21 protein-coding genes, 13 tRNA genes and 3 rRNA genes are annotated in these 25,800 nt (G+C 48.7%); 6 read left to right on the top strand and 31 right to left on the bottom strand.

Annotated features, from left to right (window positions below):
* Nucleotides 1-21 precede the first annotated feature (21 nt).
* Both NSS95_RS15290 and NSS95_RS15295 read left to right on the top strand, forming a co-directional pair.
* Entirely contained in the window at nt 22-1,026 is a 1,005-nt protein-coding gene (locus NSS95_RS15290; protein WP_014096831.1) for a glycosyltransferase family 2 protein, read from the top strand.
* Nucleotides 1,027-1,057: 31 nt separating this feature from the next.
* On the top strand, nt 1,058-1,447 hold the full coding sequence (locus NSS95_RS15295; RefSeq protein ID WP_014096830.1) for a GtrA family protein: 390 nt from the start codon (nt 1,058-1,060) through the stop codon (nt 1,445-1,447).
* 453 nt (nt 1,448-1,900) lie between these two features.
* Here the strand turns inward: NSS95_RS15295 and groL are convergent, their stop codons facing one another.
* Both groL and groES read right to left on the bottom strand, forming a co-directional pair.
* Entirely contained in the window at nt 1,901-3,526 is a 1,626-nt protein-coding gene (gene groL / locus NSS95_RS15300; protein ID WP_014096829.1) for a chaperonin GroEL, read from the bottom strand.
* Between the two features lie 53 nt (nt 3,527-3,579).
* On the bottom strand, nt 3,580-3,864 hold the full coding sequence (gene groES / locus NSS95_RS15305; RefSeq protein ID WP_014096828.1) for a co-chaperone GroES: 285 nt from the start codon (nt 3,862-3,864) through the stop codon (nt 3,580-3,582).
* A gap of 368 nt (nt 3,865-4,232) precedes the next feature.
* Here groES and NSS95_RS15310 point away from each other — a divergent pair, with 368 nt between their 5' ends.
* Entirely contained in the window at nt 4,233-4,961 is a 729-nt protein-coding gene (locus NSS95_RS15310; protein ID WP_014096827.1) for a CPBP family intramembrane glutamic endopeptidase, read from the top strand.
* Nucleotides 4,958-5,155, top strand: a complete 198-nt coding sequence (locus NSS95_RS15315; RefSeq protein WP_013860661.1) for a YdiK family protein — start codon at nt 4,958-4,960, stop codon at nt 5,153-5,155. The genes NSS95_RS15310 and NSS95_RS15315 overlap by 4 nt, the downstream gene beginning before the upstream one ends.
* Nucleotides 5,156-5,191: 36 nt before the next feature.
* Here the strand turns inward: NSS95_RS15315 and tatC are convergent, their stop codons facing one another.
* From tatC to NSS95_RS15330, 3 genes are all read right to left on the bottom strand, one after another.
* Nucleotides 5,192-5,956, bottom strand: coding sequence for a twin-arginine translocase subunit TatC (gene tatC, locus NSS95_RS15320; RefSeq protein WP_014096826.1), 765 nt, complete (start codon nt 5,954-5,956; stop codon nt 5,192-5,194).
* A gap of 150 nt (nt 5,957-6,106) precedes the next feature.
* Nucleotides 6,107-6,790: a redox-sensing transcriptional repressor Rex gene (locus NSS95_RS15325; RefSeq protein WP_014096825.1), complete on the bottom strand. Its 684-nt coding sequence runs from the start codon at nt 6,788-6,790 to the stop codon at nt 6,107-6,109.
* A 517-nt stretch (nt 6,791-7,307) separates the two neighbouring features.
* Nucleotides 7,308-8,723, bottom strand: a complete 1,416-nt coding sequence (locus NSS95_RS15330) for an ISLre2-like element ISBco6 family transposase (RefSeq protein ID WP_043052495.1) — start codon at nt 8,721-8,723, stop codon at nt 7,308-7,310.
* A gap of 212 nt (nt 8,724-8,935) precedes the next feature.
* On the opposite strand from NSS95_RS15330, the gene NSS95_RS15335 reads away from it, so the two are divergent.
* A complete protein-coding gene (locus tag NSS95_RS15335; protein WP_035190160.1) occupies nt 8,936-10,855 on the top strand; it encodes an ABC-F family ATP-binding cassette domain-containing protein in 1,920 nt (639 codons plus the stop codon).
* Between the two features lie 302 nt (nt 10,856-11,157).
* On the opposite strand, the gene tsaD is transcribed toward NSS95_RS15335, so the two are convergent.
* The 21 genes from tsaD to NSS95_RS15440 all read right to left on the bottom strand — a co-directional run bounded on the left by tsaD (nt 11,158) and on the right by NSS95_RS15440 (nt 21,045).
* Entirely contained in the window at nt 11,158-12,174 is a 1,017-nt protein-coding gene (gene tsaD / locus NSS95_RS15340) for a tRNA (adenosine(37)-N6)-threonylcarbamoyltransferase complex transferase subunit TsaD (RefSeq protein ID WP_017550684.1), read from the bottom strand.
* Entirely contained in the window at nt 12,175-12,630 is a 456-nt protein-coding gene (gene rimI, locus NSS95_RS15345) for a ribosomal protein S18-alanine N-acetyltransferase (RefSeq protein WP_014096821.1), read from the bottom strand. It abuts the gene before it with no gap.
* A gap of 2 nt (nt 12,631-12,632) precedes the next feature.
* Nucleotides 12,633-13,334 (bottom strand): tRNA (adenosine(37)-N6)-threonylcarbamoyltransferase complex dimerization subunit type 1 TsaB, encoded by a 702-nt coding sequence (gene tsaB / locus NSS95_RS15350; RefSeq protein ID WP_035190162.1) that lies wholly within the window; start codon nt 13,332-13,334, stop codon nt 12,633-12,635.
* On the bottom strand, nt 13,331-13,786 hold the full coding sequence (tsaE, locus tag NSS95_RS15355; RefSeq protein ID WP_014096819.1) for a tRNA (adenosine(37)-N6)-threonylcarbamoyltransferase complex ATPase subunit type 1 TsaE: 456 nt from the start codon (nt 13,784-13,786) through the stop codon (nt 13,331-13,333). Before tsaE ends, tsaB begins: the two co-directional genes overlap by 4 nt.
* A gap of 195 nt (nt 13,787-13,981) precedes the next feature.
* Nucleotides 13,982-14,055, bottom strand: a tRNA-Met gene (locus tag NSS95_RS15360).
* A gap of 16 nt (nt 14,056-14,071) precedes the next feature.
* Nucleotides 14,072-14,187: ribosomal RNA gene (gene rrf, locus NSS95_RS15365) — 5S ribosomal RNA — on the bottom strand.
* Nucleotides 14,188-14,454: 267 nt separating this feature from the next.
* Nucleotides 14,455-17,387, bottom strand: a 23S ribosomal RNA gene (locus tag NSS95_RS15370).
* Between the two features lie 165 nt (nt 17,388-17,552).
* A 16S ribosomal RNA gene (locus NSS95_RS15375) occupies nt 17,553-19,106 on the bottom strand.
* The 16S, 23S and 5S rRNA genes sit together here with 13 tRNA genes alongside, the layout of an rRNA operon.
* A gap of 120 nt (nt 19,107-19,226) precedes the next feature.
* A tRNA-Gly gene (locus tag NSS95_RS15380) sits at nt 19,227-19,300 on the bottom strand.
* Nucleotides 19,301-19,307: 7 nt separating this feature from the next.
* A tRNA-Pro gene (locus tag NSS95_RS15385) sits at nt 19,308-19,381 on the bottom strand.
* 136 nt (nt 19,382-19,517) lie between these two features.
* Nucleotides 19,518-19,591 (bottom strand) — tRNA-Arg (locus NSS95_RS15390).
* Between the two features lie 5 nt (nt 19,592-19,596).
* A tRNA-Leu gene (locus NSS95_RS15395) sits at nt 19,597-19,681 on the bottom strand.
* Nucleotides 19,682-19,743: 62 nt separating this feature from the next.
* Nucleotides 19,744-19,818 (bottom strand) — tRNA-Gly (locus NSS95_RS15400).
* 15 nt (nt 19,819-19,833) lie between these two features.
* A tRNA-Leu gene (locus NSS95_RS15405) sits at nt 19,834-19,915 on the bottom strand.
* 7 nt (nt 19,916-19,922) lie between these two features.
* Nucleotides 19,923-19,998 (bottom strand) — tRNA-Lys (locus NSS95_RS15410).
* A gap of 5 nt (nt 19,999-20,003) precedes the next feature.
* Nucleotides 20,004-20,078 (bottom strand) — tRNA-Gln (locus NSS95_RS15415).
* Between the two features lies 1 nt (nt 20,079).
* Nucleotides 20,080-20,155: transfer RNA gene (locus NSS95_RS15420), tRNA-Asp, on the bottom strand.
* A gap of 24 nt (nt 20,156-20,179) precedes the next feature.
* Nucleotides 20,180-20,251: transfer RNA gene (locus NSS95_RS15425), tRNA-Glu, on the bottom strand.
* Nucleotides 20,252-20,272: 21 nt separating this feature from the next.
* Nucleotides 20,273-20,363 (bottom strand) — tRNA-Ser (locus NSS95_RS15430).
* 4 nt (nt 20,364-20,367) lie between these two features.
* A tRNA-Asn gene (locus NSS95_RS15435) sits at nt 20,368-20,442 on the bottom strand.
* A gap of 111 nt (nt 20,443-20,553) precedes the next feature.
* Complete coding sequence (locus tag NSS95_RS15440; protein ID WP_017551126.1) at nt 20,554-21,045, bottom strand: SprT family protein; 492 nt, start codon at nt 21,043-21,045, stop codon at nt 20,554-20,556.
* 149 nt (nt 21,046-21,194) lie between these two features.
* Between NSS95_RS15440 and cmpA the strand changes: the two genes are divergently transcribed.
* Complete coding sequence (gene cmpA, locus NSS95_RS15445) at nt 21,195-21,311, top strand: cortex morphogenetic protein CmpA (protein WP_088775937.1); 117 nt, start codon at nt 21,195-21,197, stop codon at nt 21,309-21,311.
* 22 nt (nt 21,312-21,333) lie between these two features.
* Here cmpA and NSS95_RS15450 read toward each other — a convergent pair whose 3' ends face one another.
* The 5 genes from NSS95_RS15450 to NSS95_RS15470 all read right to left on the bottom strand — a co-directional run bounded on the left by NSS95_RS15450 (nt 21,334) and on the right by NSS95_RS15470 (nt 25,751).
* Nucleotides 21,334-23,511, bottom strand: a complete 2,178-nt coding sequence (locus NSS95_RS15450) for a Tex family protein (RefSeq protein ID WP_071452165.1) — start codon at nt 23,509-23,511, stop codon at nt 21,334-21,336.
* Nucleotides 23,512-23,585: 74 nt separating this feature from the next.
* A complete protein-coding gene (locus NSS95_RS15455) occupies nt 23,586-24,179 on the bottom strand; it encodes a PP2C family serine/threonine-protein phosphatase (RefSeq protein WP_026684338.1) in 594 nt (197 codons plus the stop codon).
* A gap of 5 nt (nt 24,180-24,184) precedes the next feature.
* Nucleotides 24,185-24,964: an RNA polymerase sigma factor SigB gene (gene sigB, locus NSS95_RS15460; protein ID WP_014096815.1), complete on the bottom strand. Its 780-nt coding sequence runs from the start codon at nt 24,962-24,964 to the stop codon at nt 24,185-24,187.
* Entirely contained in the window at nt 24,942-25,412 is a 471-nt protein-coding gene (rsbW, locus tag NSS95_RS15465; RefSeq protein WP_014096814.1) for an anti-sigma B factor RsbW, read from the bottom strand. The genes sigB and rsbW overlap by 23 nt, the downstream gene beginning before the upstream one ends.
* A gap of 3 nt (nt 25,413-25,415) precedes the next feature.
* Complete coding sequence (locus NSS95_RS15470) at nt 25,416-25,751, bottom strand: anti-sigma factor antagonist (RefSeq protein ID WP_026104587.1); 336 nt, start codon at nt 25,749-25,751, stop codon at nt 25,416-25,418.
* Nucleotides 25,752-25,800 lie beyond the last annotated feature (49 nt).

Genomic DNA, 25,800 nt, shown 5'->3' on the forward strand with positions numbered 1-25,800 from the left:
TGGTAAAGGAGATGCTGTAGAATGAGTCAATATCCGAAATTAACGATTGTTGTTCCTTGTTATAATGAAGAAGCCGTATTGCATGAAACGATGAAGCAGCTGTCAGAGGTGCTCGAATCTCTGATCCAGTCCAAACTGATTGCAAAAGACAGCACGCTCTTGTTTGTCGATGACGGGAGCCGCGACAAAACCTGGCAGATCATTGAATCCGCTTCGGCCCGCCATCCGTTTGTAAAAGGCATTAAACTGTCGCGCAATGCCGGGCACCAGAATGCGCTGCTTGCAGGGCTTACGGTCGCCAGTGAGCATTCCGACTGCGTCATCTCCATTGATGCCGATTTGCAGGACGATATCCGGGCGATTCGGGATTTTATGGAAAAATATTGGCAAGGCTACGATATTGTATACGGCGTCCGCGACAGCCGGGAAACGGACACTTGGTTTAAACGGACAAGTGCGCAAGGGTTCTACTGGCTGATGGGAAAAATGGGGATTCAGCTGGTGCCGAACCATGCTGATTTCCGGCTGATGAGCAAGAGAACATTGGAGGAACTTTTAAAATATAAAGAAGCAAATCTGTTTTTGCGCGGGATTATCCCTTTGCTCGGGTTTCCTTCTACGAAAGTGTATTATGACCGAAAAGAGCGGATGGCCGGGGAATCAAAATATCCGTTAAAGAAAATGCTCGCTTTTGCCCTGGATGGCATTACGTCTTTCAGCATAACCCCGGTCCGCTTTGTGACGGCCCTCGGGTTTGTCACGTTTATTTTAAGTGCGTTTGTCGGCCTTTATGCCCTTATAGAGGAGCTTGCCGGCCATACCGTCTCCGGTTGGGCTTCCCTGATCATCTCTATTTGGCTCCTTGGCGGCCTAGAGTTGATGGCGGTGGGGCTGATCGGGGAATACATCGGCAAAATTTTTAAAGAAGTCAAAAGGCGCCCGCGCTATACCATTGAAACGAATTTATATAAAAACGAGAAATCTTCTTTCGTCTTAAGCCAAAACAGTGATACAATGAAAACTTGAAAACACAACTTACGAAAGGTTTGCTGGACCCATGCTCAAACAATATGCCGCTTTTCTTAAGTTTTGCATTGTCGGCGCCGGAAATACGCTTGTTGATTTTCTCGTATTTTTTCTGCTCACCTCCGTCCATGTGCCTTATCTGGTTGCACAGGCATGTTCTTATACGGCCGGCATGGCAAACAGCTATTTGCTGAACCGGTTTTGGACGTTTCAAGTAAGAAAAAAAGCAACATGGGCTGAAGCTTCACGGTTTATCGCCGTCAATTTAATTGTCTATGCGCTGACTTCCCTTCTGCTTTTCCTCTTTCACGAGCAGTGGGGCTGGCCGCTTTTATACGCGAAGATCATTGCCACACTGGCAGGGATGGCTGTCAATTTTCTTGGCACAAGGCTCTGGGTATTCCGTGAACACGCGGAATAACCGGGCCGGCATCCCTAAAAAAACCGGCTTGCCTTCTTTCTGTCACCTGTTCAGGCCCTTCATTTCGCGCCCACCACGCTTACGTTTGCCGCTTGCCTCACCCGCCATCATTAGCGGCTTATGGGCATAGCCTTCATTCCGCAATCACTTTTCTCAAACACTTCCCTCTATTTTGCAACCATCTTACTTACGGTTTATACGCTTCCCTTCATTTCGCAATCACCCCGTACAGGACTCATGCCGCTTCCCTTCTTTTCGGCTTTTGCCATTTCAACACCCCTGTTCATTTGTAAGCATACACAAAGCGTGTATGAGAAACAGAAAAAAGAGGCTCCCGGTCACTTCCCGGGAGCCTCATTAAAAATGTAACGATCTAAAACATGAACCGAAACATGGAATGGTACAGTTTTGAACGTCTGTAAAAGCCGTTATCCCAGCATTTTCAGGCGCTTATTACATCATGCCGCCCATGCCCATGTCAGGGGCGCCGCCGCCTGCAGGTGCCGGCGGTTCAGGTTTGTCGGCAACAACTGCTTCTGTTGTAAGCAGCATTGCAGCAACAGATGCAGCATTTTGAAGTGCGGAACGGGTTACTTTCGTCGGGTCCACGATACCCGCTTCAATCATGTTGACCCATTCTCCATTGGCGGCATTGTAACCAATGCCGACATCTTCTTTTTTCAGGCGTTCGACAATGACTGAACCTTCAAGGCCGGCATTTTCCGCGATTTGGCGTACAGGTTCTTCTAAAGCGCGTGCAACGATATTGATGCCTGTTTGAACATCGCCTTCTGCTTGAATGGAAGCAACTTTCTTGATGACATTGATCAGCGCCGTGCCACCACCAGCTACAATGCCTTCTTCAACAGCAGCGCGCGTAGAGTTCAAAGCATCTTCAATGCGCAGTTTGCGTTCTTTTAATTCGGTTTCTGTCGCAGCACCGACTTTGATGACCGCTACGCCGCCGGCCAGTTTTGCAAGGCGTTCTTGTAATTTTTCACGGTCAAATTCGGAAGTCGTTTCTTCCAATTGCATGCGGATTTGGTTTACACGTGCGGAAATTGCAGCAGAGTCGCCTGCCCCTTCAACGATTGTCGTTGTTTCTTTTGTAACAACCACTTTTCCGGCACGGCCGAGTTGGTCAATGGTTGCAGATTTCAAATCAAGGCCGAGTTCTTCTGTGATCACTTCGCCGCCTGTCAGGGTTGCAATATCTTCGAGCATCGCTTTGCGGCGGTCACCGAAGCCAGGCGCTTTTACCGCAACGGCATTGAATGTGCCGCGCAGTTTGTTGACAACGAGTGTTGCAAGAGCTTCCCCTTCAACATCTTCCGCAATCAGCAACAACGGTTTGCCTTGTTGGACAACTTGTTCCAGAACAGGCAGGATTTCCTGGATATTGGAAATCTTCTTGTCTGTAATTAAGATGTAAGGGTTATCCAGAACAGCTTCCATTTTGTCGGAATCCGTTACCATGTAAGGCGATGCATAGCCACGGTCGAACTGCATTCCTTCCACAACGTCCAATTCCGTTGAGAAGCCTTTTGATTCTTCAATGGTAATAACGCCATCGTTGCCCACGCGTTCCATTGCTTCAGCGATCAATTCGCCGACTTCTTCGTCAGCAGAGGAAATTGCAGCAACTTGGGCGATGGAAGCTTTGCCTTCGATTGGTTTCGAAATGGCTTTTAATTCTTCGACAGCAGCCGCAACTGCTTTTTCAATCCCTTTGCGGATGCCAACCGGGTTTGCACCTGCTGTTACGTTTTTCAGGCCTTCACGGATCATTGCCTGTGCCAGAACAGTTGCAGTGGTTGTACCGTCACCAGCTACATCGTTCGTTTTGCTGGCCACTTCGGAGACAAGTTTGGCACCCATGTTTTCAAACGCGTCTTCGAGTTCAATTTCTTTTGCGATCGTGACACCGTCATTTGTGATCAGCGGAGAACCGAATTTCTTTTCCAGAACGACGTTACGTCCTTTCGGGCCCAATGTCACTTTTACAGCATCTGCCAGTTTATCCACACCACGAAGCATACCGCGGCGGGCTTCTTCGCCGAATTTAATTTCTTTTGCCATTTATAAAACCTCCTCATGTCATATCGTTATTTCTATGTTTCAACAAGCCAGGCTTATTCCACAACCGCCAGAATATCGCTTTCACGAAGGATTAAGTATTCTTTTCCGTCATATTTCACTTCAGTGCCGGCATATTTCGAGAAGATGATGCGGTCGCCTACTGCTACATCGATGGCAACACGTTCACCGTTATCAAGGGTACGCCCGGAACCGACAGCCACAACTTTGCCTTCCTGTGGCTTTTCTTTTGCCGTGTCAGGCAGGACAATACCGCTTGCTGTTTTTTCTTCCGATTCAACTAATTCAATGACAACGCGATCACCCAGTGGTTTTAACACGTGAAACAACCTCCTTAATTCGTATTATGTAAAATTTTGTCCATTATTAGCACTCGCATAAGTTGAGTGCTAACACATTTATTATAATAAATAATTCCTTGCTTTTTTGCAAGTCTCTCATCCAACTTTTTTTATTTTTTTCGGGCCCTGCATCCTTTAAAGAGCCCCGTCAAAGGATGCCGGTTGCGCGCCTCCATTTCAGCCGCTTGCCCTTTTATAAGTATGCTTGATCACCATCCGGATATGCAACTGAAAAGGCTGGCTCTGCGCACGGCATTTGAACCCCGCCCGGTTCAATAGTACAATGAACATATTGGACGAATTTGCGATCCTTTAAACTTTGAACTGGCAAGAAAGGAAAAGAACGCGTGAAAAAAGAGTATGTGTATATTCTCGTGACGTACATCCTTATGCTGCTGTCCGGCGCCGTCGGGTATCCGTTGCTCTACTATGCCGGGGTGAACGTTTTCCACGAACCGGCAGACAGCATGCGGACATTGACGCCCCCGCTTTGGACCGTCATCAGCTTTATCATCGGGCTGATCATCGTCCTGTACTTTTTAAGAAAAGCCGCAAAGAAAGAAACAGACCGGACTGAACCGCTTCCGGCCGCGCCATCCGCCATATGGGCAATAGGCGGCGTCTTTCTTTGTTTCTTTGCCCAGACTGCAGCCGCGATCATTGAATCATTATTCGGTGCCCCGGCTGCCTCCAACAATACGCAGCAAATCATGGCGCTGATTGAAAGATTTCCGCTCGTCATCCTCATCAGCTCGATCGCAGGGCCGATTCTCGAGGAAATCGTTTTTCGGAAAATCATTTTCGGCACGCTGCGCAGGCGCTTTTCATTCCTTTTATCCGGTATTGTCAGCTCGGTTATTTTCGGACTCGCGCATACCGAACCGAGCCACTTGTTTTTATATTCCCTTTTAGGGCTGACGCTCGCTTATTTATACGAGAAAACAAACCGGATCACCGTTTCCATGTTTGCGCATGTTTCCATGAACACGATTGTGGTCGTGAGGCTGCTTTTGCACCCGTCCGTTCTGCAGACATCCGTACATGAAATTTACAGCTCAATTGGAGGACTTCTATGATGAGACCACTTTTTTCAGGGATTGTAAACTGCCTGCTCGGGGCTTTGTTCACTTATTTTGCCATTCAGCAGGTACAAGTGGGCGGCTGGGGCTTTTTTTCTTATTTACTGCTGTTGATTGCAACATTGGATCTGGGTTCCGGCATCAGGCTGATCTTTCTCCATTTCAAGCTGAAAAACTCAGTGAAAAAATAAAAGCCGTTTTCCGGCTCCGTCCGGAAAACGGCTTTCTTATTCAGAAGCAATCGTCTGTTCATCCATTGGCATTTCTTTTGCCGCTTTTTTGGCATTGCGGTACGCCATTTTCGAAATCAGTGTGCTTGCTTCATACAGCAAAACGAGTGGAACAAAGGTAATCAGCTGCGAAAACACGTCCGGCGGGGTGATGATGCCGGCAGCTGCAATCAAAGCAAGATACGCATATTTTCTTACCTTTTTCAACAGTCTCGGCGTAATGATGCCAAGCCGGGTCAGAAACAGGACCACGACCGGCATTTGGAACACAAAGCCAAACGGAAGCGTGATCTCTAGCAGAAACTGAATATACTCCCGGATCCCGATCACCGCACGAATGCCCATTTCATTTGACAAGCCCATCATAAACTTCACCATCAGCGGACAAAGCACGAAATAGGAAAAAGAAACGCCGGCTATAAAAAGCAAGATGGAAACAGGAATGTAACTTAATGTCAGTTTCTTTTCTTTCTCATACAGCCCCGGGCTTATAAACGCCCAAAGCTGGTACAAAATCACCGGCAGGGTCAATAGGCATGCGATCACAACCGAAACTTCCATAAAAACCTTAATAGGATCGGTTACCCTGAAGGCATTCATCGTGAACATGCCGGCATTTTTGGCATGCTGCAAATAACGTATAACAGGTTTTGCGGTAAAAAAGCCAACAACCAGGGCAAACAGAAAGAAAATGAGAACGGTAATTAACCGCTTTCTCAATTCCTGGATGTGTCCGGTAACCGGCATTTTTTTCGTATTCATCGCCGTTCCCCTTTAAGTGCCGGCGTTGAATCCGCCCTTTTCCCTTTGCACGCCACAGCCAAATCCGGCCATTGCCATTTGCGCCTGCATTCCGTTTTCAATCGGGCCACCCCCTGTACCCACTATGATAACGGAAAAAAAGCTTTTTGGCTATGGCTTCGCAACCGGCTCTTTTGTTTCTTTCAAATTTTCTTCATCATTTGAATAATGTTTTAAAAAATAGATCAGTGCCTGTAGTTCCACGGCCAGGTCAATATGATGGACGCGGATATCCGGCGGCACGTTCAGCCGGGCAGGTGTAAAGTTTAAAACGCCTTTTACATTTGTACTGGCAAGCTCGTCTGTCACTGCCTGGGCACTGGAAGCGGGGACCGTCAAAATCACAACCGTCACATCTTCCGCGCAAAGCCGTTCTCTTAATTCGTCCATGCTGTAAACAGGCACATTGCCAACATGGCTCCCCACCTTCCCGGGGTCATTGTCAAATGCCATCACAATCCGTGCGCTGTTATTCTTCGAAAAATTGTAATTCAAAAGGGCTGTACCGAGGTTCCCAACGCCAACCAGCGCTACATCTGTGATCTCATCCTGGTTCAGCGTCTTGCCGAAAAAAGACAATAAATATTTTACATTATAACCATAACCTTTTTTTCCAAGTGCCCCGAAGTAGGAAAAATCCCTGCGTATCGTAGCGGAGTCGACTTTCACCGCTTCACTCAGTTCCGCCGAGGATACCCTTTGCTTGCCAAGTGTATATAAATTTCTCAGGTACCGGTAATATAATGGAAGCCGTTTTGCAGTGGCTTGCGGTATTTTTACTGATTCATCCTTCATGTGAAATCCCCCAAGTTGAAAGCTTAAGTTTTTTGTGCTGTTGGTTCCAATCGTGCGTCCATTCCAGAATGGCAGCGCTGCCATTCTTCATTATAATATTACTCCTATCTGAGCAAAGAAAAAATATGTTTTAAAAAAATGCCTGCATGCGTCTTTTTCTCTCTCCAACTATGTTAAATATATCACAAGTAAGCATTTTTTTCATGGGTTTTTACGAATTGTATGTGTCAAGTTTTTCTCGACAAGGTTTAAATATCGGGTATTCCAAGACACTCTTTTTGTACACTTTCGGCTACCGTGCTTTACTTGCTCGGTGTAATTTTCGGAAAAGATGTAATATTTCCGTATAAAGATGGATAACGGGGATGTTGAGGCGCGCGAAATTCACTCGCTTTCCGCGGGCGGCCGGCGAGCCTCCTCGCTCGTACCTCGCTGCGGGGTCTCTCCTGGCTCGCTTTTCCCGCAGGAGTCTCGTAAATTTCGCGCGCCTCAACGATCAGTCCCCACTGAGCCAGGCTTAAAACGAAAGCTCTAATATTTTGCTTAAATGTCCCATTGCCGATGAACTGCTTGAATGCAGGGCAACTGATCCGTGCTTTACGCCCACTGACGGGCGTACAGGCTGCTTGAGTAGTTGAGACATCCTGATGGATTGTTTCAAGTTCCGTTGCTTTCTCTCGCTTCTTGAACGGTGTTTCAGATAGGCTTCTCTCAATGTCCCATTGAGTATGCCTTGTTTGATTTTCACCATGGCTTCTGCGCCAAGTTCACTCCAATGCATGCCCCTTTTTTTCATCCTGAAGGAGATATGCCTTTGATTCGATTCCATCGCTCCTAGGCCTCTCGCACCTTCCGGCACGTTTTTCACCCTGTCTCTCCAGTCAAAAATGCGGTCCCAGTTTTTCAAGATATACGAACGGAATTCCTTGATTTTCTTGAGAGCCTTTTTATCCGTCAAGGTGCTTTCGTGCGTATCCAAATATAACGTGAATTGGTCCAGGTCATGCGTTCTAATCGCTTTTCTAATTTGCTCCTTGATCTCGCTCTTTCCGCCCCCAAATGTCCTTATGATGGCTTGTGCAACGTGGTAGGTATCCAGCTGGTTGAGCACCGGAAATTCCGACTGTGAGAAAGCTGTTTGAAACCGTTCAGCTGTGTATCCCGCACCTCCATCACTGTTTGTAATGACATGCGTTTTTTCGAGGGAGTAGGTGTTGGCAGCTGTGGCTTGGACTTCATCCCAAAATGTCTGGATGGCTTCCGTTGTCATGATGACTGTGGGCTGACGCAGGGAGACCCTTTTACCATTGGTTTCCCATCCCTCATAGAGAATGGCGTGGTGGACTTCCATACTCTGTTTCTTTTTTAGTCCCCGAACGAATACACCATCTGCTTCAGAAAACAGGTAGTCTACCTTCTTCCCCTCAGGCAGGGAAACAGCTATTTCTAGCTCTTCTACAAGTGCCTTATCGGCTTCCGCCTGAGTTTTCCCTACGTGTTTTACCATGTTCCCTACAGTTGTGTGACTAAGACTCACTGCTGTCCACTCTTTTAAAATATCAGCTACTTCCCGATAGGTGTTCTCACTTGCCAACTCTGCCACCTTTAATTCCACTAACGGGCTGTATCGTTGGTGTGGTACCAGCCCTAACCATTCATCCAGAGGATAATGGGAATTTCCTCTCTTGTCATGCATTAATGAGCGTTTAAAGGTCACACTTCCAAATAGAAACTGAATGTTTCTGTTATCACTCCGGCAGTACACCCAGCCCTCCTCTAACTTCTCCTGTTTAATTGTTTTATCTAACTCTTCAAATATTTCCCCAACCCATTGTGTAAAAGCCTTCTGCATCAGAAGTTTAAGCTGTTCTTCAAATTCGATAAGACTCTTTGTATCCTTTAATAATCCAGCAATTATTGATATAATATCCATGGGAAGACCTCTCTCTCTAGATGTTCATCTTGAAGTGTACAATTAGATGATAGAGCGTCTTCCCATTTTTTTCCACTCATTTGCCCCTTCGAGTAAAATTTTACACATACTACGAATTTATGTGAAAAGTTTTTTGACAAATTCCGATCACGCCGGTTGAGTTGCAGTTCGCCTTCCTGTACACTTACAATGGTATAGAGGTGAACATAAAGATGATGTTGCTGCAAGTTCAACAAGTCACAAAATATTATGGCGCTGAACTTATTTTATCGGATATAAAATTAGAAATTCAAACAAAAGACCGGATTGCCTTGGTCGGGAGAAACGGGGCCGGCAAATCGACCCTCCTGAAAATCATCGCCGGCCAGCTTTCTTATGATGAAGGTTCCATCATTATGCCGAATGGTGTCGAAATCGGTTATCTCGCCCAAAATACCGGACTCGAATCGGATCTGTCCATTTGGGACGAAATGATGTCGGTTTTTAAAAATTTGCTGGATATGGAAAAACAGCTTCGCGAATACGAACAAAAAATGGCCGACCCTAAGATTTATAACCGCCCGGCGGAGTATGAAAAAGTGCTGCATGCTTATGATACTTTGCAGACACGTTTTAAAGATGAAGGCGGATATCAGATCGAAGCGGATATCCGGTCCGTTCTGCATGGCTTCCGTTTTGACCAGTACGACTACAACACCCCGATCCGGACATTAAGCGGCGGGCAAAAAACACGCCTTGCATTGGCGAAATTGCTGCTCACAAAGCCGGACATCCTCATTTTGGATGAGCCGACAAACCATCTCGATATCGAAACGCTCACCTGGCTGGAGCAATATTTACAAGGCTATGAAGGCGCCATTCTGATCGTGTCCCATGACCGTTATTTTCTGGATAAAGTCGTCAACCAGGTCTACGAAATTTCAAGGCATTCCATTAAAAAATACCACGGCAACTACAGCCGGTATCTGGAACAAAAGGCCGCCCAGTACGAGCGAGAGGTCAAACAATATGAAAAGCAGCAGGAAGAAGTTGCGAAATTGCAGGCATTCATCCAAAAAAACATTGCCCGTGCCACCACGACAAAGCGGGCGCAAAGTAGGAGGAAACAACTGGAAAAAATGGAATTGATGGACAAGCCGCTTGGCGATGAAAAATCTGCCCGGTTTTCGTTTGAAATTGCCAAACAAAGCGGGAACGAAGTCCTTCATGTCCGGGATGCTGCCATCGGCTACGACGGGGAGCCGGTTGCCAAAAACATCCATCTTTCAGTCAAAAAACAAGACAGTGTTGCCCTTGTCGGCCCGAACGGCATCGGCAAGTCAACGCTTTTGAAATCGATTATCCGGAGAATCCCGCTGATATCCGGCACGATCGAATATGGCTCCAACGTTATGACCGGCTATTACGATCAAGAACTGGCCGACTTATCTTCCAATAAAACGGTCCTCCGGGAATTATGGGATACATACCCGCTGAAAACAGAAAAAGAAATCCGCACGGCACTCGGGAATTTTCTTTTTTCCGGCGATGACGTTTTAAAAACCGTCTCATCCTTAAGCGGCGGCGAAAAAGCCCGGCTTGCCCTCGCCAAATTGATGCTGGAAAAGGCGAACTTTCTAATTTTAGATGAACCGACAAACCACCTTGATTTGGACAGTAAAGAAGTACTGGAAAATGCGCTCATCGATTACCCGGGAACGATTTTGTTCATTTCCCACGACCGCTATTTCATTAACCGGATTGCCACAAAAGTGGTGGAGCTCTCGCCGGAGGGAACCCGTGAATTTCTCGGCGACTATGATTATTATGTGCAAAAAAAAGAAGAAATGCTGGAAATTGCACGCCTGGAAAACACGAAACAAGAAAAGGTTAAAGCGGAACAGCCGGCGAAAAACAACTACCGGCAGGATAAAGAAGCAAAAAAACGCGAGCGGCAAAAAAAGCGGAGGATTGAAGAAATTGAAACAAGAATTGAAACGTTGGAAACAGAAATTCATGACCGGGAAGAAAAAATGGCCGACCCGGAAATCTTTCAGGACCATATTAAAATCCGCGAGCTGACAGAAGAACTGGAGCAACGGAAATTGGAGCTGGACGCGCTGATGGAAGAATGGGCAGAACTGGCGGAGTAATGTTTGGACCTGTGTGGAAATTTTCTGCACAGGTTTTTATTTTGGCATCTCGCGCCATGCACAGATTTATGCACAGGCGGTATATTGATTTCTTGCTTTCCAAAACGTTTTTCCACAAAATCCACAATTATCAACAGATTTATCCACAATACCCACAACCTGTCCGGAAAAATTTTAAAAGTTTTACACAAGTCCAATCATTTATCAACAACTTTTCCACAGATTGTGCACAATTCCCCTGCATATCTCCAAAAAAACCGGTGTATGGACGATTCCCATACACCGGTTTTTCACAACCCTGTTTAAAAGTTTTCAATGTCCAGCCCGGGATAAGCATTTAAGTCAAGGGAGCTTCTTTTTCCCTTTTCAAAAAGCACCGTCCCGCATGCGGCAATCATCGCCGCATTGTCTGTGCATAACTGGATCGGCGGGATGCGCAACGCCACTTCAGGGAGATCCCGGAATGCTTCTGAAAGGGCAGCGCGCAATCCTTTGTTCGCGGCAACACCGCCGGCGACCAGCACTTCTTTGACGCCAAACGCTTTTACCGCCTCCACGGTTTTACCGACCAATACATCAATCACACTTTGCTGGAAGCTTGCGGCCATATCTTCAGGCCGGATGCTTTCCCCGCGCTGCGCGGCATTATGGAGGGTGTTAATGACGGCTGATTTGAGCCCGCTGAAACTGAAATCATAAGTCCCTTCCAGCCAGGATCGCGGCAAATCAACATTTGGCTTTCCTTCATGGGCAAGCCGGTCAATCTGCGGACCGCCCGGATAAGGAAGGTTCAACGTTCGTGCTACTTTGTCATAAGCTTCCCCTGCCGCATCATCTCTCGTTTCGCCGATTACTTCAAACTCGGCATGGCCCTTCATCAGCACAAGCTCCGTATGACCGCCTGAAACGACAAGCGCAAGCAGCGGAAACTTCATTTCATGCCCGATCCGGTTCGCATAAATATGGCCGGCAATATGATGGACACCGACAAGTGGAATCTGATGCGCGAAACTGAGCGCCTTTGCGGCATTGACGCCAACAAGCAACGCGCCCACAAGCCCGGGCCCTTCTGTCACGGCGATCGCATCCAGGTCTTTAAAAGCCGCGTCTGCCTGCTGCATCGCTTCCTCAATGACAATGGTAATTTGCTCGACATGGTGGCGGGATGCAAGCTCTGGCACCACCCCGCCGAACCGTTTGTGGCTTTCAATCTGGGAAGCGACCACATTGGAAACAATTTCCGTCCCGTTTTTAATGACAGCTGCAGCCGTTTCATCGCAGCTCGTTTCTATGCCTAATACCAACAAATCTTTTTCCATTTATAAATTCACCCACATCACAATTGCGTCTTCATAATTATCCGTGTAATAGCCTTTCCGGATGCCGCCTTCCCGAAATCCGAGCTTCCTGTATAAGGAGCGCGCAATCATATTGCTGACGCGTACCTCCAGGCTGAGCGTTTTGGCATGGTTCAATGCGGCGTAAGCCATCACATTTTTTAACAGCGTCTCTCCCAGTTTCCGGCCTCGGTACTCCGGGAGCACCGCAAGATTGGTCACATGCGCCTCATCGACAATGACCCACACGCCGCAATAACCGATAACCTTTTCATTCTCGACAAGCACAAGATACATGGCAAAATGATTATGAACCAGTTCGTTGTAAAATGCTTCACGTGTCCACGGCATTGTAAAAGAATGCATCTCCACATTGTAAATTCCGTCCAAATCTGCAAGCGTGGCTTTTCGCAGCGTTATTTTCCCCGTTTTTTCCATTTTTAGTGACTCTCCCGTTTATGCTTTTCAAGCCATTTGGCTTCTGCCTCTACTAACCGTATGTAATTTGGAACGAAAGTGTGTATCTCCGCGTCCGGTTCATCCATCCCAAGCCTGGCCAGTTCGCCCGGCCTCGGATTATGCAGGGTCCAATCTGCTACCGCCATTTTATCTCCCAGCTTCTTCGCAAGAACGGCTTCATGAAGGGCAACATGCTGGCCGATCAATAATACGGGCGCCTCAAGCGCACTTAACCGGGTTCCCCATTCAGCGGATGATACATTGCAATCTTCCACTACTGTTTGCAAAACCCCGTTTTCATAGCGGTACAAACCGGTATAAATCCGCCCTCTGCGCGCATCAAAAAGCGGGGAAATATACCCGTCAAAATAACGGCCGGACGCCGCCAACAACTTCAGGCTGGAAACCCCCACCAATGGAATTTGAAGGCTCCAGGCCATCGTTTTTGCGATCGTGACGCCAATCCGTATGCCGGTGTAAGATCCGGGCCCTTTTGCCACCACAATCTTATCCAGCTCAGCCGGTTTTATCCCGCATGTCTCCATGACCTCCTGCACAGCCGGCATCACGCGGACACTATGATTTTTTTTCAAGTTTGTCATATATTCGGCCAGCACAACATGATCATCAGCCAATGAAACGCCCAGCACTTCATTTGAAGTATCGATTGCCAAAACTTTCATCCAAAAATCTCCTCACATAATGATACATAACGGTCCCCAAACGGTTCCGCTTCAATAAGCCTGCGGTCTCCTTCAAGGCGGAGAATGCGGATTTCCAAATAGCTCTCAGGCAACAGATCTTTGATAAAATGTGCCCACTCCACAACCGTCACGCCATCACCTTCAAAATATTCATCAAAACCAAGGTCCTCCTGCGCATCCTCCAAACGGTATACGTCCATATGATACAGCGGCAGGTTCCCCCGGTACTCTTTTATAATGGTAAAAGTCGGGCTGTTCACGGTACGGCGAATGCCCAGCCCGTTCGCAATCCCTTTTGTAAAAGTCGTTTTTCCTGCCCCCAGGTCACCCTCCAGCAAAAGGACATCCCCCGGTTTCAGATGGGCAGCCATTTTTTCTGCAAAAGAAAAAGTCTCTTCAGGGCTGTTGGAAACGAAACGATAACTCCCCATTTGCCGCCTCTCCTCTACAACTTTATCGCAAATTGCCGCCAATCCAAAGTACGGCGCGCCTTATAAAAAAAGCCTTAGGAATGTTCCTAAGGATGCTTCAATCCAATTCTAGTTTAACCGATTTTGGACAAATACGCAAAAACAGGATGAAAAATATAAAGAACAAGCAGTCAAACCACTGCTTGTTCTGATCGATTGCGGGGGCAGGATTTGAACCTGCGACCTTCGGGTTATGAGCCCGACGAGCTACCAGACTGCTCCACCCCGCGATAATAATATATTCAGGCCCGGCAGCGTCCTACTCTCGCAGGGGGAAACCCCCAACTACCATCGGCGCTGGAAAGCTTAACTTCCGTGTTCGGGATGGGAACGGGTGTCACCTTTCCGCCATCGCCACCGGACCTTAATGACAAGAAAAATTATAACACAGTTGCTGTTATTTATCAAGAGGAATAATTGTATTCCTTCAAAGCCGGATGGGAGAAAAAACTGTAAACGGAGAACGCGTTTCTAACTTTGAGAATTGTCTAGCTCCAGCGCCTATCGGCTAGCGTATTTCTACGCTTTCTCCCTACGATAAGTCAACATCGGCTCGCCGTGTTTCCTTTATCTCAGTCGAAAGCTCCGAAATCCGTACGCCGATGAGCGAGCGCCCTTCACTTTTCTATTTGGTTAAGTCCTCGATCGATTAGTATCCGTCAGCTCCACGCGTCGCCGCGCTTCCACCCCGGACCTATCAACCTGATCATCTTTCAGGGATCTTACCAGTATAAACTGTGGGAAATCTCATCTTGAGGGGGGCTTCATGCTTAGATGCTTTCAGCACTTATCCCTTCCGCACATAGCTACCCAGCGATGCCTTTGGCAAGACAACTGGTACACCAGCGGTGCGTCCATCCCGGTCCTCTCGTACTAAGGACAGCTCCTCTCAAATTTCCTGCGCCCGCGACGGATAGGGACCGAACTGTCTCACGACGTTCTGAACCCAGCTCGCGTACCGCTTTAATGGGCGAACAGCCCAACCCTTGGGACCGACTACAGCCCCAGGATGCGATGAGCCGACATCGAGGTGCCAAACCTCCCCGTCGATGTGGACTCTTGGGGGAGATCAGCCTGTTATCCCCAGGGTAGCTTTTATCCGTTGAGCGATGGCCCTTCCATGCGGAACCACCGGATCACTAAGCCCGACTTTCGTCCCTGCCCGACTTGTAAGTCTCGCAGTCAAGCTCCCTTATGCCTTTACACTCTGCGAATGATTTCCAACCATTCTGAGGGAACCTTTGGGCGCCTCCGTTACCTTTTAGGAGGCGACCGCCCCAGTCAAACTGCCTGCCTGACACTGTCTCCCACCCCGGTAAGGGGTGCGGGTTAGAATTTCAATACAGCCAGGGTAGTATCCCACCGATGCCTCCGCCGAAGCTGGCGCTCCGGTTTCCAAGGCTCCTACCTATCCTGTACAAGCTGTACCAAAATTCAATATCAGGCTGCAGTAAAGCTCCATGGGGTCTTTCCGTCCTGTCGCGGGTAACCTGCATCTTCACAGGTACTATAATTTCACCGAGTCTCTCGTTGAGACAGTGCCCAGATCGTTACACCTTTCGTGCGGGTCAGAACTTACCTGACAAGGAATTTCGCTACCTTAGGACCGTTATAGTTACGGCCGCCGTTTACTGGGGCTTCAGTTCAGAGCTTCGCCTTACGGCTAACCCCTCTCCTTAACCTTCCAGCACCGGGCAGGTGTCAGCCCCTATACTTCGCCTTGCGGCTTCGCAGAGACCTGTGTTTTTGCTAAACAGTCGCCTGGGCCTATTCACTGCGGCTTCCCGGGGCATACACCCCAAAAAGCACCCCTTCTCCCGAAGTTACGGGGTCATTTTGCCGAGTTCCTTAACGAGAGTTCTCTCGCTCACCTTAGGATTCTCTCCTCGCCTACCTGTGTCGGTTTGCGGTACGGGCGCCTTTCACCTCACTAGAGGCTTTTCTTGGCAGTGTGGAATCAGGAACTTCGGTACTAAAATTTCCCTCGCCATCACAGCTCCGCCTTGGCGCGAAGGATTTGCCTCCGCACCGGCCTAACTGCTTGGACGCGATCAACCAGTGTCGCGCTTGCCCTATCCTCCTGCGTCCCCCCATCGTTCAAACGGTGAAGAGGCGGTACAGGAATATCAACCTGTTGTCCATCGCCTACGCCTTTCGGCCTCGGCTTAGGCCCCGACTAACCCTGAGCGGACGAGCCTTCCTCAGGAAACCTTAGGCATTCGGTGGAAGGGATTCTCACCCTTCTTTCGCTACTCATACCGGCATTCTCACTTCTAAGCGCTCCACCGGTCCTTCCGGTCCGGCTTCAACGCCCTTAGAACGCTCTCCTACCACGGACACCAAACGGTGTCCATCCGCAGCTTCGGTGATACGTTTAGCCCCGGTACATTTTCGGCGCAGCGTCACTCGACCAGTGAGCTATTACGCACTCTTTGAATGATGGCTGCTTCTAAGCCAACATCCTGGTTGTCTAAGCAACGCCACATCCTTTTCCACTTAACGTATACTTTGGGACCTTAGCTGGCGGTCCGGGCTGTTTCCCTTTCGACCATGGATCTTATCACTCACAGTCTGACTCCCAAGCATAAGTTTTTGGCATTCGGAGTTTGTCTGAATTCGGTAACCCGATGAGGGCCCCTCGTCCAAACAGTGCTCTACCTCCAAAACTCTTCGCTTGAGGCTAGCCCTAAAGCTATTTCGGAGAGAACCAGCTATCTCCAAGTTCGATTGGAATTTCTCCGCTACCCACACCTCATCCCCGCACTTTTCAACGTGCGTGGGTTCGGGCCTCCAGCAAGTGTTACCTTGCCTTCACCCTGGACATGGGTAGATCACCTGGTTTCGGGTCTGCGGCCTCATACTCTTTCGCCCTGTTCAGACTCGCTTTCGCTGCGGCTCCGCTTCTTCAGCTTAACCTTGCATGAGACCGTAACTCGCCGGTTCATTCTACAAAAGGCACGCCATCACCCGTTAACGGGCTCTGACTACTTGTAGGCACACGGTTTCAGGATCTCTTTCACTCCCCTCCCGGGGTGCTTTTCACCTTTCCCTCACGGTACTGGTTCACTATCGGTCACTAGGGAGTATTTAGCCTTGGGAGATGGTCCTCCCGGATTCCGGCGGGATTCCTCGTGTCCCGCCGTACTCAGGATCCACTCGGGAGAGAACGAAGTGTCAGTTACAGGGCTTTTACCTTCTCCGGCAGGCCTTTCCAGGCCGCTTCACTTAACCTGTTCTTTTGTAACTCCCATATGAGTGTCCTACAACCCCGGAAGGCAAGCCTTCCGGTTTGGGCTGTTTCCTGTTCGCTCGCCGCTACTTGGGAAATCGCAATTGCTTTCTCTTCCTCCGGGTACTGAGATGTTTCAGTTCCCCGGGTGTGCCCTTCCTGCCCTATGGATTCAGGCAGGAATCCTGTCCGATTAAAGACAGGGGGTTTCCCCATTCGGAAATCTCCGGATCAAAGCTTACGTACAGCTCCCCGGAGCATATCGGTGTTTGTACCGTCCTTCATCGGCTCCTAGTGCCAAGGCATCCGCCGTGCGCCCTTTCTAACTTAACCATAAAAAGGTTTAAATCCAAAAATAAGCGATTCTCGGTTTACTTGGTTTGTTTCTCCTATCCGGTTTTCAAAGAACACATGTTGAAGGATTGAACCTTCAAAACTGAACAAAACGGAAACGTCAAACTTAATTGTGGAAAACGAAGTTTTCCTTAATTTCCTTAGAAAGGAGGTGATCCAGCCGCACCTTCCGATACGGCTACCTTGTTACGACTTCACCCCAATCATCTGTCCCACCTTCGGCGGCTGGCTCCGTAAAGGTTACCTCACCGACTTCGGGTGTTACAAACTCTCGTGGTGTGACGGGCGGTGTGTACAAGGCCCGGGAACGTATTCACCGCGGCATGCTGATCCGCGATTACTAGCGATTCCGGCTTCATGCAGGCGGGTTGCAGCCTGCAATCCGAACTGGGAATGGTTTTCTGGGATTGGCTTAACCTCGCGGTCTCGCAGCCCTTTGTACCATCCATTGTAGCACGTGTGTAGCCCAGGTCATAAGGGGCATGATGATTTGACGTCATCCCCACCTTCCTCCGGTTTGTCACCGGCAGTCACCTTAGAGTGCCCAACTGAATGCTGGCAACTAAGGTCAAGGGTTGCGCTCGTTGCGGGACTTAACCCAACATCTCACGACACGAGCTGACGACAACCATGCACCACCTGTCACTCTGTCCCCCGAAGGGGAAGGCCCTGTCTCCAGGGAGGTCAGAGGATGTCAAGACCTGGTAAGGTTCTTCGCGTTGCTTCGAATTAAACCACATGCTCCACCGCTTGTGCGGGCCCCCGTCAATTCCTTTGAGTTTCAGCCTTGCGGCCGTACTCCCCAGGCGGAGTGCTTAATGCGTTAGCTGCAGCACTAAAGGGCGGAAACCCTCTAACACTTAGCACTCATCGTTTACGGCGTGGACTACCAGGGTATCTAATCCTGTTTGCTCCCCACGCTTTCGCGCCTCAGCGTCAGTTACAGACCAGAGAGCCGCCTTCGCCACTGGTGTTCCTCCACATCTCTACGCATTTCACCGCTACACGTGGAATTCCACTCTCCTCTTCTGCACTCAAGCCTCCCAGTTTCCAATGACCGCTTGCGGTTGAGCCGCAAGATTTCACATCAGACTTAAGAAGCCGCCTGCGCGCGCTTTACGCCCAATAATTCCGGACAACGCTTGCCACCTACGTATTACCGCGGCTGCTGGCACGTAGTTAGCCGTGGCTTTCTGGCCGGGTACCGTCAAGGCGCCGCCCTGTTCGAACGGCACTTGTTCTTCCCCGGCAACAGAGTTTTACGACCCGAAGGCCTTCTTCACTCACGCGGCGTTGCTCCGTCAGACTTTCGTCCATTGCGGAAGATTCCCTACTGCTGCCTCCCGTAGGAGTTTGGGCCGTGTCTCAGTCCCAATGTGGCCGATCACCCTCTCAGGTCGGCTACGCATCGTGGCCTTGGTGAGCCATTACCCCACCAACTAGCTAATGCGCCGCGGGCCCATCTGTAAGTGACAGCCGAAGCCGTCTTTCCTTTTTCCTCCATGCGGAGGAAAAAACTATCCGGTATTAGCCCCGGTTTCCCGGCGTTATCCCGATCTTACAGGCAGGTTGCCCACGTGTTACTCACCCGTCCGCCGCTAACCTTTTAAAAGCAAGCTTTTAAAAGGTCCGCACGACTTGCATGTATTAGGCACGCCGCCAGCGTTCGTCCTGAGCCAGGATCAAACTCTCAGTAAAGATGTTTGATAAAAGCTCAAAAAGAATTTGACGTTTCGTTTTGTCCAGTTTTCAAGGAACAATCTCAATTAGCAACTTATTTAGTATAACATAACAACAAGTCACTGTCAACATAAAATTTGGAGCGGGTGATGGGAATCGAACCCACGACAACAGCTTGGAAGGCTGTGGTTTTACCACTAAACTACACCCGCATGCAAATCGGGAAAACAGGATTCGAACCTGCGACCCCATGGTCCCAAACCATGTGCTCTACCAAGCTGAGCTATTTCCCGCATTTCCCTGGTCTAAAAACTATCAAACCAACTTACAATAAGAAAAGGCCTGTTTTTTATAAAGTTTTCAACTGCCCGGTAAGCTCTGGAGCCTTTTACGCAGCTGTTAACAGATCTTTTTTGCATGAAAAAATAGCGCGCCCAAGAGGAGTCGAACCCCTAACCTTTTGATCCGTAGTCAAACGCTCTATCCAATTGAGCTATGGGCGCGTAAATGCGGCCGAGAGGACTTGAACCTCCACGGGATTTAACTCCCACTAGGCCCTCAACCTAGCGCGTCTGCCATTCCGCCACGACCGCGTTATTAACTTGACACCTTTATATTATATCAAAACCTTTTATGGATGTCAACTATTTTTTTATGGAGCGGAAGACGGGATTCGAACCCGCGACCCCCACCTTGGCAAGGTGATGTTCTACCACTGAACTACTTCCGCGATTTATCAAATCAATGCGGGTGAAGGGAGTCGAACCCCCACGCCGTGCGGCGCCAGATCCTAAGTCTGGTGCGTCTGCCAATTCCGCCACACCCGCGGATAAATGGTGAGCCATGCAGGATTCGAACCTGCGACCCTCTGATTAAAAGTCAGATGCTCTACCAACTGAGCTAATGGCTCAAAAATGGCTGGGCCAGCTGGATTCGAACCAGCGCATGACGGAGTCAAAGTCCGTTGCCTTACCGCTTGGCTATGGCCCAATGGCGGTTCCGACGGGAATCGAACCCGCGATCTCCTGCGTGACAGGCAGGCGTGATAACCGCTACACTACGGAACCACTCATGATATGATAAATTTTAAATGACCCGTACGGGATTCGAACCCGTGTTACCGCCGTGAAAGGGCGGTGTCTTAACCGCTTGACCAACGGGCCGCGATGACTGCTTTGTATGTATGGCGGAGAAGGAGGGATTTGAACCCTCGCGCCGCTTACGCGACCTACGCCCTTAGCAGGGGCGCCTCTTCAGCCACTTGAGTACTTCCCCAAAATGGCTCCGCAGGTAGGATTCGAACCTACGACCGATCGGTTAACAGCCGATTGCTCTACCACTGAGCTACTGCGGAATAACAAGCAACATCTTGTCGACTCTTAACATTATAATGACGGGACACGAAGGTGTCAACCCTGTTTTAAAATTTATTTTTAAAGCTTGTTTCGAAGATGCTGCATGCCCATTATTTCCGGCCCGGTTCAGCATACGTTTTGTGCAGCACCAGTTTTCCACCGCATCTCCCGCAAACGTACCGGTTGGTGTTGACCTTTCTTTGCCTTTTATACAGGATGCCACACTCCGTACAGACATATTCGTAACGCGGGGACGGGCGGCTGGTCATGCGGGAAGCCGCTTTACTCGGCAGCACGGCACAATAGCGGGGCGCGTCCGTTTCCTTTAACAATTGTTTGAAGTCCGCATCCCGGTGCCTGTACCCTTTCCCTTCCAGATGAAGATGGTAATGGCAAAGTTCGTGTTTGATAATGCCGATCAGCTCTTTTTCTCCAAGTTCTTCTAAATATTTTTTATTGATTTCGATATTGTGGCTTTTTAACAAATATCTTCCCCCGGTGGTCCGCAGCCGGGGATTAAATGAGGCTGCATGCCGGAAAGGTTTGTGAAAATACTCCATCGATATTTTTTCCACAAGGCCTTGCAATTCCTTGTTATCCATGGCCGTATGCCTCCTTACTCATAATGAAAAATGGATGCCGCGGGCACCTGCGCTTTTCTTTTCACATGACAAGTTATTATAGCATATACTTTAGTAAAAGTGCGGGGGATTGGTTTTGTTTCAGCATTCAGGAACAAGGGGGCGTTTGTGTGCCGGTATGGTTTCAAAACCAAATACGGAGAGCTTTTTGCGAGAAAAGGCGCAGTGAAATTAAACTGCTGAATGAATGCTGGTTTTTTTACAATGAAAAGAAGATGCGCGTGTAACTGGCGCATCTTCTTTTCACTTTTAATCATTTGGAAGCATGGTGAGCGATAATCTTCCTTTTTGGACGTCCACTTTCTCCACCCATACGGTGACTATATCGCCGACTGAGACGATATCAAGCGGATGTTTAACAAAACCTTTACTTAATTTTGAAATATGGACAAGCCCGTCTTCTTTCACGCCGACATCGACAAACGCCCCGAAATCGACGACATTCCGGACGGTTCCTTGCATCTCCATCCCCGGTTTCAGATCTTCCAGTTTCATAATATCCTTTTTCAAAAGCGGTTTTGGCAATTCATCACGCGGGTCGCGGCCCGGTTTTTTCAAGGCTTCGAAAATATCTTGCAGGGTCAGTTCGCCGATGCCGAGTGTCTTTGCCATTTCCGGGACAGACAGTGTTTCGAGCGATTTGATCAGCTTTTCTGTCCCGATATCTGCTGTCGTCATGCCCAGTTCATTCAGCAAAGCTCTGGCCGCATCGTAGCTTTCCGGGTGGATCGGTGTTTTATCAAGCGGTTCTTCCCCATCCGGTATGCGTAGAAAGCCGATACTTTGTTCGTATGTTTTTGCGCCGAGGCGGGGAATTTTTTTCAGTTCGGCCCGGTTTTTAAATTTGCCGTTCTCATCGCGGAATTTTACAATATTGCCCGCTACAGTGCTGCTGAGCCCGGACACATATTGCAAAAGAGACGGGGATGCGGTATTGACATCGACCCCGACCTGGTTGACGGCTGTTTCAACGACGAAAGTGAGCGATTCATTCAGTTTCTTTTGCGAAACGTCATGCTGGTACTGCCCGACACCGACCGATTTCGGATCGATTTTCACAAGCTCTGCCAGCGGGTCCTGGAGCCTGCGGGCGATGGAGACGGCGCTCCGTTCTTCAACATGCAAATCCGGAAATTCTTTGCGGGCAAGGTCGGATGCAGAGTAGACGCTTGCCCCCGCTTCATTGACAATCATATAGAAAACATCTTCTTCTATTTCTTTTAAAATACCGGCAATCCATTGCTCGGTTTCCTGTGAGGCTGTGCCGTTTCCGATCGCAATGACCTCCACCTTAAAATCCCGGATGATGCTTTTTACAATCGCTTTGGCTTCTTCTGTTTTCGGTTTTGGCGGATGCGGGTAAATCACGCCGATTTTCAGCACTTTGCCCGTTTCATCCACGACTGCGAGTTTGCAGCCGGTTCGGTACGCCGGGTCAACCCCGAGCACCGTTTTTCCTTTTAAAGGCGGCTGAAGAAGCAGGTTCCTTAAATTTTCGGCAAAAATATGGATCGCCCGGTCTTCCGCTTTTTCGGACAGTTCGTTGCGGATTTCCCTTTCAATGGCGGGCTCAATTAGCCGTTTATAGCCATCTTCCACCGCTTCCTTGACGATGCCTGATGTAATGGAGGCTTCACTTCGGATCACTTGCCGGTTCAAATACGCCAAAATCCGCTCGGTGTCGGCCTCAATGGATACGCGCAAAATGTTTTCTTTTTCGCCGCGGTTAAGGGCAAGCACGCGGTGGGGAACGATTTTGCGGACCGGTTCTTCGTAGGCGTAATACATTTCGTATACTTTCTTCTCATCTTTTTCCTCGTCTTTGACGGTGCTTGCCATCACGCCTGTTTTAAACGTTTGGCCGCGGATCCAGCCGCGGTATTTCGGCTCATCCGAAACCATTTCGGCAATTATATCTTTTGCACCCTGCAATGCTTCTTCGGCAGATGCCACCTGCTTTTCCGCTGATACGTACGCTGCCAGTTCAGCATCCAGGTCGCCTTCAGCCGGAAACGAAAGCATCCAGCGGGCCAGCGGTTCCAGCCCTTTTTCCTTTGCAATCGTGGCCCTTGTCCGGCGTTTTTGCTTATACGGGCGGTAGAGGTCTTCTACCAGCTGAAGCTTTTCTGCCTGTAAAATTTTTCCTTTCAGTTCTTCTGTTAATTTTCCCTGCTCATCGATCAGGCGGATGACTTCCTCTTTTCGCTGCTCAAGATTTTGCAAATAGTTCCACCGCTCCATAATGTCACGGATCTGCACTTCATCGAGCGCACCGGTCATTTCTTTCCGGTAACGGGCAATAAAAGGAACGGTATTGCCGTCTTCCAGCAAACCGATGACATTCCGGATGCTCTTTTCCGGGAACTGCAATTCTTTTCCCAGCCGGCTGATAAGCCTTGCCTGTTTTTCTTCCAAATTAAACACCACACTTCTGATTACTCTTCTGTTATTTTATCATGCTTTACGGGCTGAAAAAAATTGCAAAATAAAAAAGCTTGCCTTTACTGCAAGCTCCCAATAATAAATGTAGCATCATCATCCATGGTCTGTTGTTCTTTTAACCGGTCGGCAATCCGTTCGATGGACTCACATTTCTTCAAAAAAGATTGGACATTCCGCTCTTTCACGCCGTCTGAATGGATGACGAACCTGGAACCCGGTTCATAGTCAAAAATCTCGGTTTTGAATTGCTGCGGCTTGCCGGACAAGTACCCGGTAATCGGGATCGGATAAGTCAGTTTGCCGCCCGGTGCCACCATAAAAAAGCGGATGTTGCCGACACAGCTGTAAACAAATTGGCGTGATTTAAAACAGGCTTTGAAAATGGCAACCGCTGCGCCCCGCTTCCGGTACAAAGCACGATTGCATGCGTCCATCAGCGTGTCAACATCGTCATCCGATTGTTCTTTCACGACTTTCGCAACAGCCTGGGAAGAGTAGTAGGCAAATTCCCCGCTCCCCAGCCCGTCTGCCAGCACACAGAGGAAATAGTCATCCGTTGCCTTCATAAAATAGGCGTCTCCGCACAGGTCCCGGCCGGCCTTTGTTGTCTGAAATCCATATACTTCTACTTGCTTTGAACTAAGATAATTCATAATGGCTAATTCTCCACATGTTGCAGTTCACCTTCTATGGCGTCCCGCAGTTTTTTGATCGCACGGCGTTGCAGGCGCGAGACGTGCATTTGCGAAATCCCCAATTTCTCGCCTGTGTCCTTCTGGCTTAAATTTTCAATATACGTGTAGTGGATGACCTGGCGTTCCCTCTCGCTCAGTACGTGCAACACTTTTTCAAGCACAAGCCGCTGGTTGACTTTTTCATATCCGTCATCTTCACTGCCGACCATATCCAGCAGGGTCACGGTACTGCCGTCTGAATCCGACTCAATCGAATGGTCAACGGAAAGTGCGTGGTAGCTTTTGCTCATTTCCATTGCTTCCAGCACTTCTTCTTCTGAGATTTCAAGATGTGCAGCAATTTCAGCGATTTTTGGCGAGCGTTGCAGTTCGTTCGTCAGTTTTTCAACAGTGGATTTAATCCGCGGGCCGAGTTCTTTAATCCTTCGGGGGACGTGGACACTCCATGTTTTGTCTCTCAAAAACCGCTTAATTTCTCCGATGATGGTCGGAATCGCAAAGGATTCAAAGCTTTTTCCAATATTCGGGTCAAAGCGCTGAATGGCGCCGAGCAGGCCGATAATCCCCACCTGGAAAATGTCCTCCTGGTAGGCTCTTCCTTTCGAATATTTGCGGGCAAGCGACTCCACAAGTTTCTGGTAGTGCGCGACAAGTATTTCCTGCGCCTCTTTGTCGCCGTTTTGCTGAAAAGATTGTATCAATTGATTGACATCAATCTGATCAGGTTGAGGCAGTTTTGACATTCGTCTCCACCTGCTCCCCTTGAAGGTACTTGGTCATCATGACTGTAATCCCGCCATCATAATGTATGCGGACTTCATCCATTAAACTTTCAATGAGATAAAGGCCCAATCCTCCTTCTCTCATAAATTCGATCTGCACATCTTCCGTGTAAGGCCCAGCAAGTTCCCTTACTTTTTCCAGATCAAAACTGTCTCCGTTATCGGAAACCATGACTTCAAGGCGGTCCGGATAGAGGCTGAAATCGATGCTGACTTCCCCGTCCTCCTTGTCCTTATAGGCATGCTGGACAGCATTGGTAATAGCTTCGCTCGCGGCGATCTTCAAATCCTCGATGAGTTCGTAATCAAATCCCATGCGGCTTGCAATACCGGAAATGGTGAGGCGGATGACTCCGACATATTCCGCTTTGGCAGGGATTTTCATACTGATATGATCAAACTCCTCCATGTCTCACACTCCACCTTCTATTTCGGTATTAATCTTCATGATGTCGGAAAGGCCTGTAATATCAAACAGCCGTTTCAAACGGTCGGAAAGCCCCGTCAACGTGAGCATCCCACCGTTTGCCCGCAAGCTTTTAAACAAACCGACCAGAACACCCAGCCCGGTGCTGTCCATATATGAAACATTGGTTAAATCTATTAAAACTTCCAAACCTGCTTTTCCTTCATATGGTTCAAATGCTTCTCTTAATTTTGGAGCTGTAAATGCGTCAATTTCCCCCGAAATGGTTACGTTTAAGGTATTTTGACTTTCCTTTTCCTTTACATCTACTGCAAAGTCCATTTCTTTCACCTCTTTAACATTCATCACTAAGTGGTTCATACCCTTTCCG

The organism is Weizmannia sp. FSL K6-3076, from assembly GCF_038007245.1.
Taxonomy (GTDB): domain Bacteria; phylum Bacillota; class Bacilli; order Bacillales; family Bacillaceae_C; genus Weizmannia; species Weizmannia faecalis.

Excerpts from the sequence above, each read along its gene's own strand:
- NSS95_RS15290 (WP_014096831.1), top strand. The coding sequence starts at position 22 with ATGAGTCAATATCCGAAATTAACGATTGTTGTTCCTTGTTATAATGAA.
- NSS95_RS15295 (WP_014096830.1), top strand. The coding sequence starts at position 1,058 with ATGCTCAAACAATATGCCGCTTTTCTTAAGTTTTGCATTGTCGGCGCC.
- groL (WP_014096829.1), bottom strand. The coding sequence starts at position 3,526 with ATGGCAAAAGAAATTAAATTCGGCGAAGAAGCCCGCCGCGGTATGCTT.
- NSS95_RS15315 (WP_013860661.1), top strand. The coding sequence starts at position 4,958 with ATGATGAGACCACTTTTTTCAGGGATTGTAAACTGCCTGCTCGGGGCT.
- tatC (WP_014096826.1), bottom strand. The coding sequence starts at position 5,956 with ATGAATACGAAAAAAATGCCGGTTACCGGACACATCCAGGAATTGAGA.
- NSS95_RS15325 (WP_014096825.1), bottom strand. The coding sequence starts at position 6,790 with ATGAAGGATGAATCAGTAAAAATACCGCAAGCCACTGCAAAACGGCTT.
- NSS95_RS15330 (WP_043052495.1), bottom strand. The coding sequence starts at position 8,723 with ATGGATATTATATCAATAATTGCTGGATTATTAAAGGATACAAAGAGT.
- NSS95_RS15335 (WP_035190160.1), top strand. The coding sequence starts at position 8,936 with ATGATGTTGCTGCAAGTTCAACAAGTCACAAAATATTATGGCGCTGAA.
- tsaD (WP_017550684.1), bottom strand. The coding sequence starts at position 12,174 with ATGGAAAAAGATTTGTTGGTATTAGGCATAGAAACGAGCTGCGATGAA.
- rimI (WP_014096821.1), bottom strand. The coding sequence starts at position 12,630 with ATGGAAAAAACGGGGAAAATAACGCTGCGAAAAGCCACGCTTGCAGAT.
- tsaB (WP_035190162.1), bottom strand. The coding sequence starts at position 13,334 with ATGAAAGTTTTGGCAATCGATACTTCAAATGAAGTGCTGGGCGTTTCA.
- tsaE (WP_014096819.1), bottom strand. The coding sequence starts at position 13,786 with ATGGGGAGTTATCGTTTCGTTTCCAACAGCCCTGAAGAGACTTTTTCT.
- NSS95_RS15440 (WP_017551126.1), bottom strand. The coding sequence starts at position 21,045 with ATGGATAACAAGGAATTGCAAGGCCTTGTGGAAAAAATATCGATGGAG.
- NSS95_RS15455 (WP_026684338.1), bottom strand. The coding sequence starts at position 24,179 with ATGAATTATCTTAGTTCAAAGCAAGTAGAAGTATATGGATTTCAGACA.
- sigB (WP_014096815.1), bottom strand. The coding sequence starts at position 24,964 with ATGTCAAAACTGCCTCAACCTGATCAGATTGATGTCAATCAATTGATA.
- rsbW (WP_014096814.1), bottom strand. The coding sequence starts at position 25,412 with ATGGAGGAGTTTGATCATATCAGTATGAAAATCCCTGCCAAAGCGGAA.
- NSS95_RS15470 (WP_026104587.1), bottom strand. The coding sequence starts at position 25,751 with ATGGACTTTGCAGTAGATGTAAAGGAAAAGGAAAGTCAAAATACCTTA.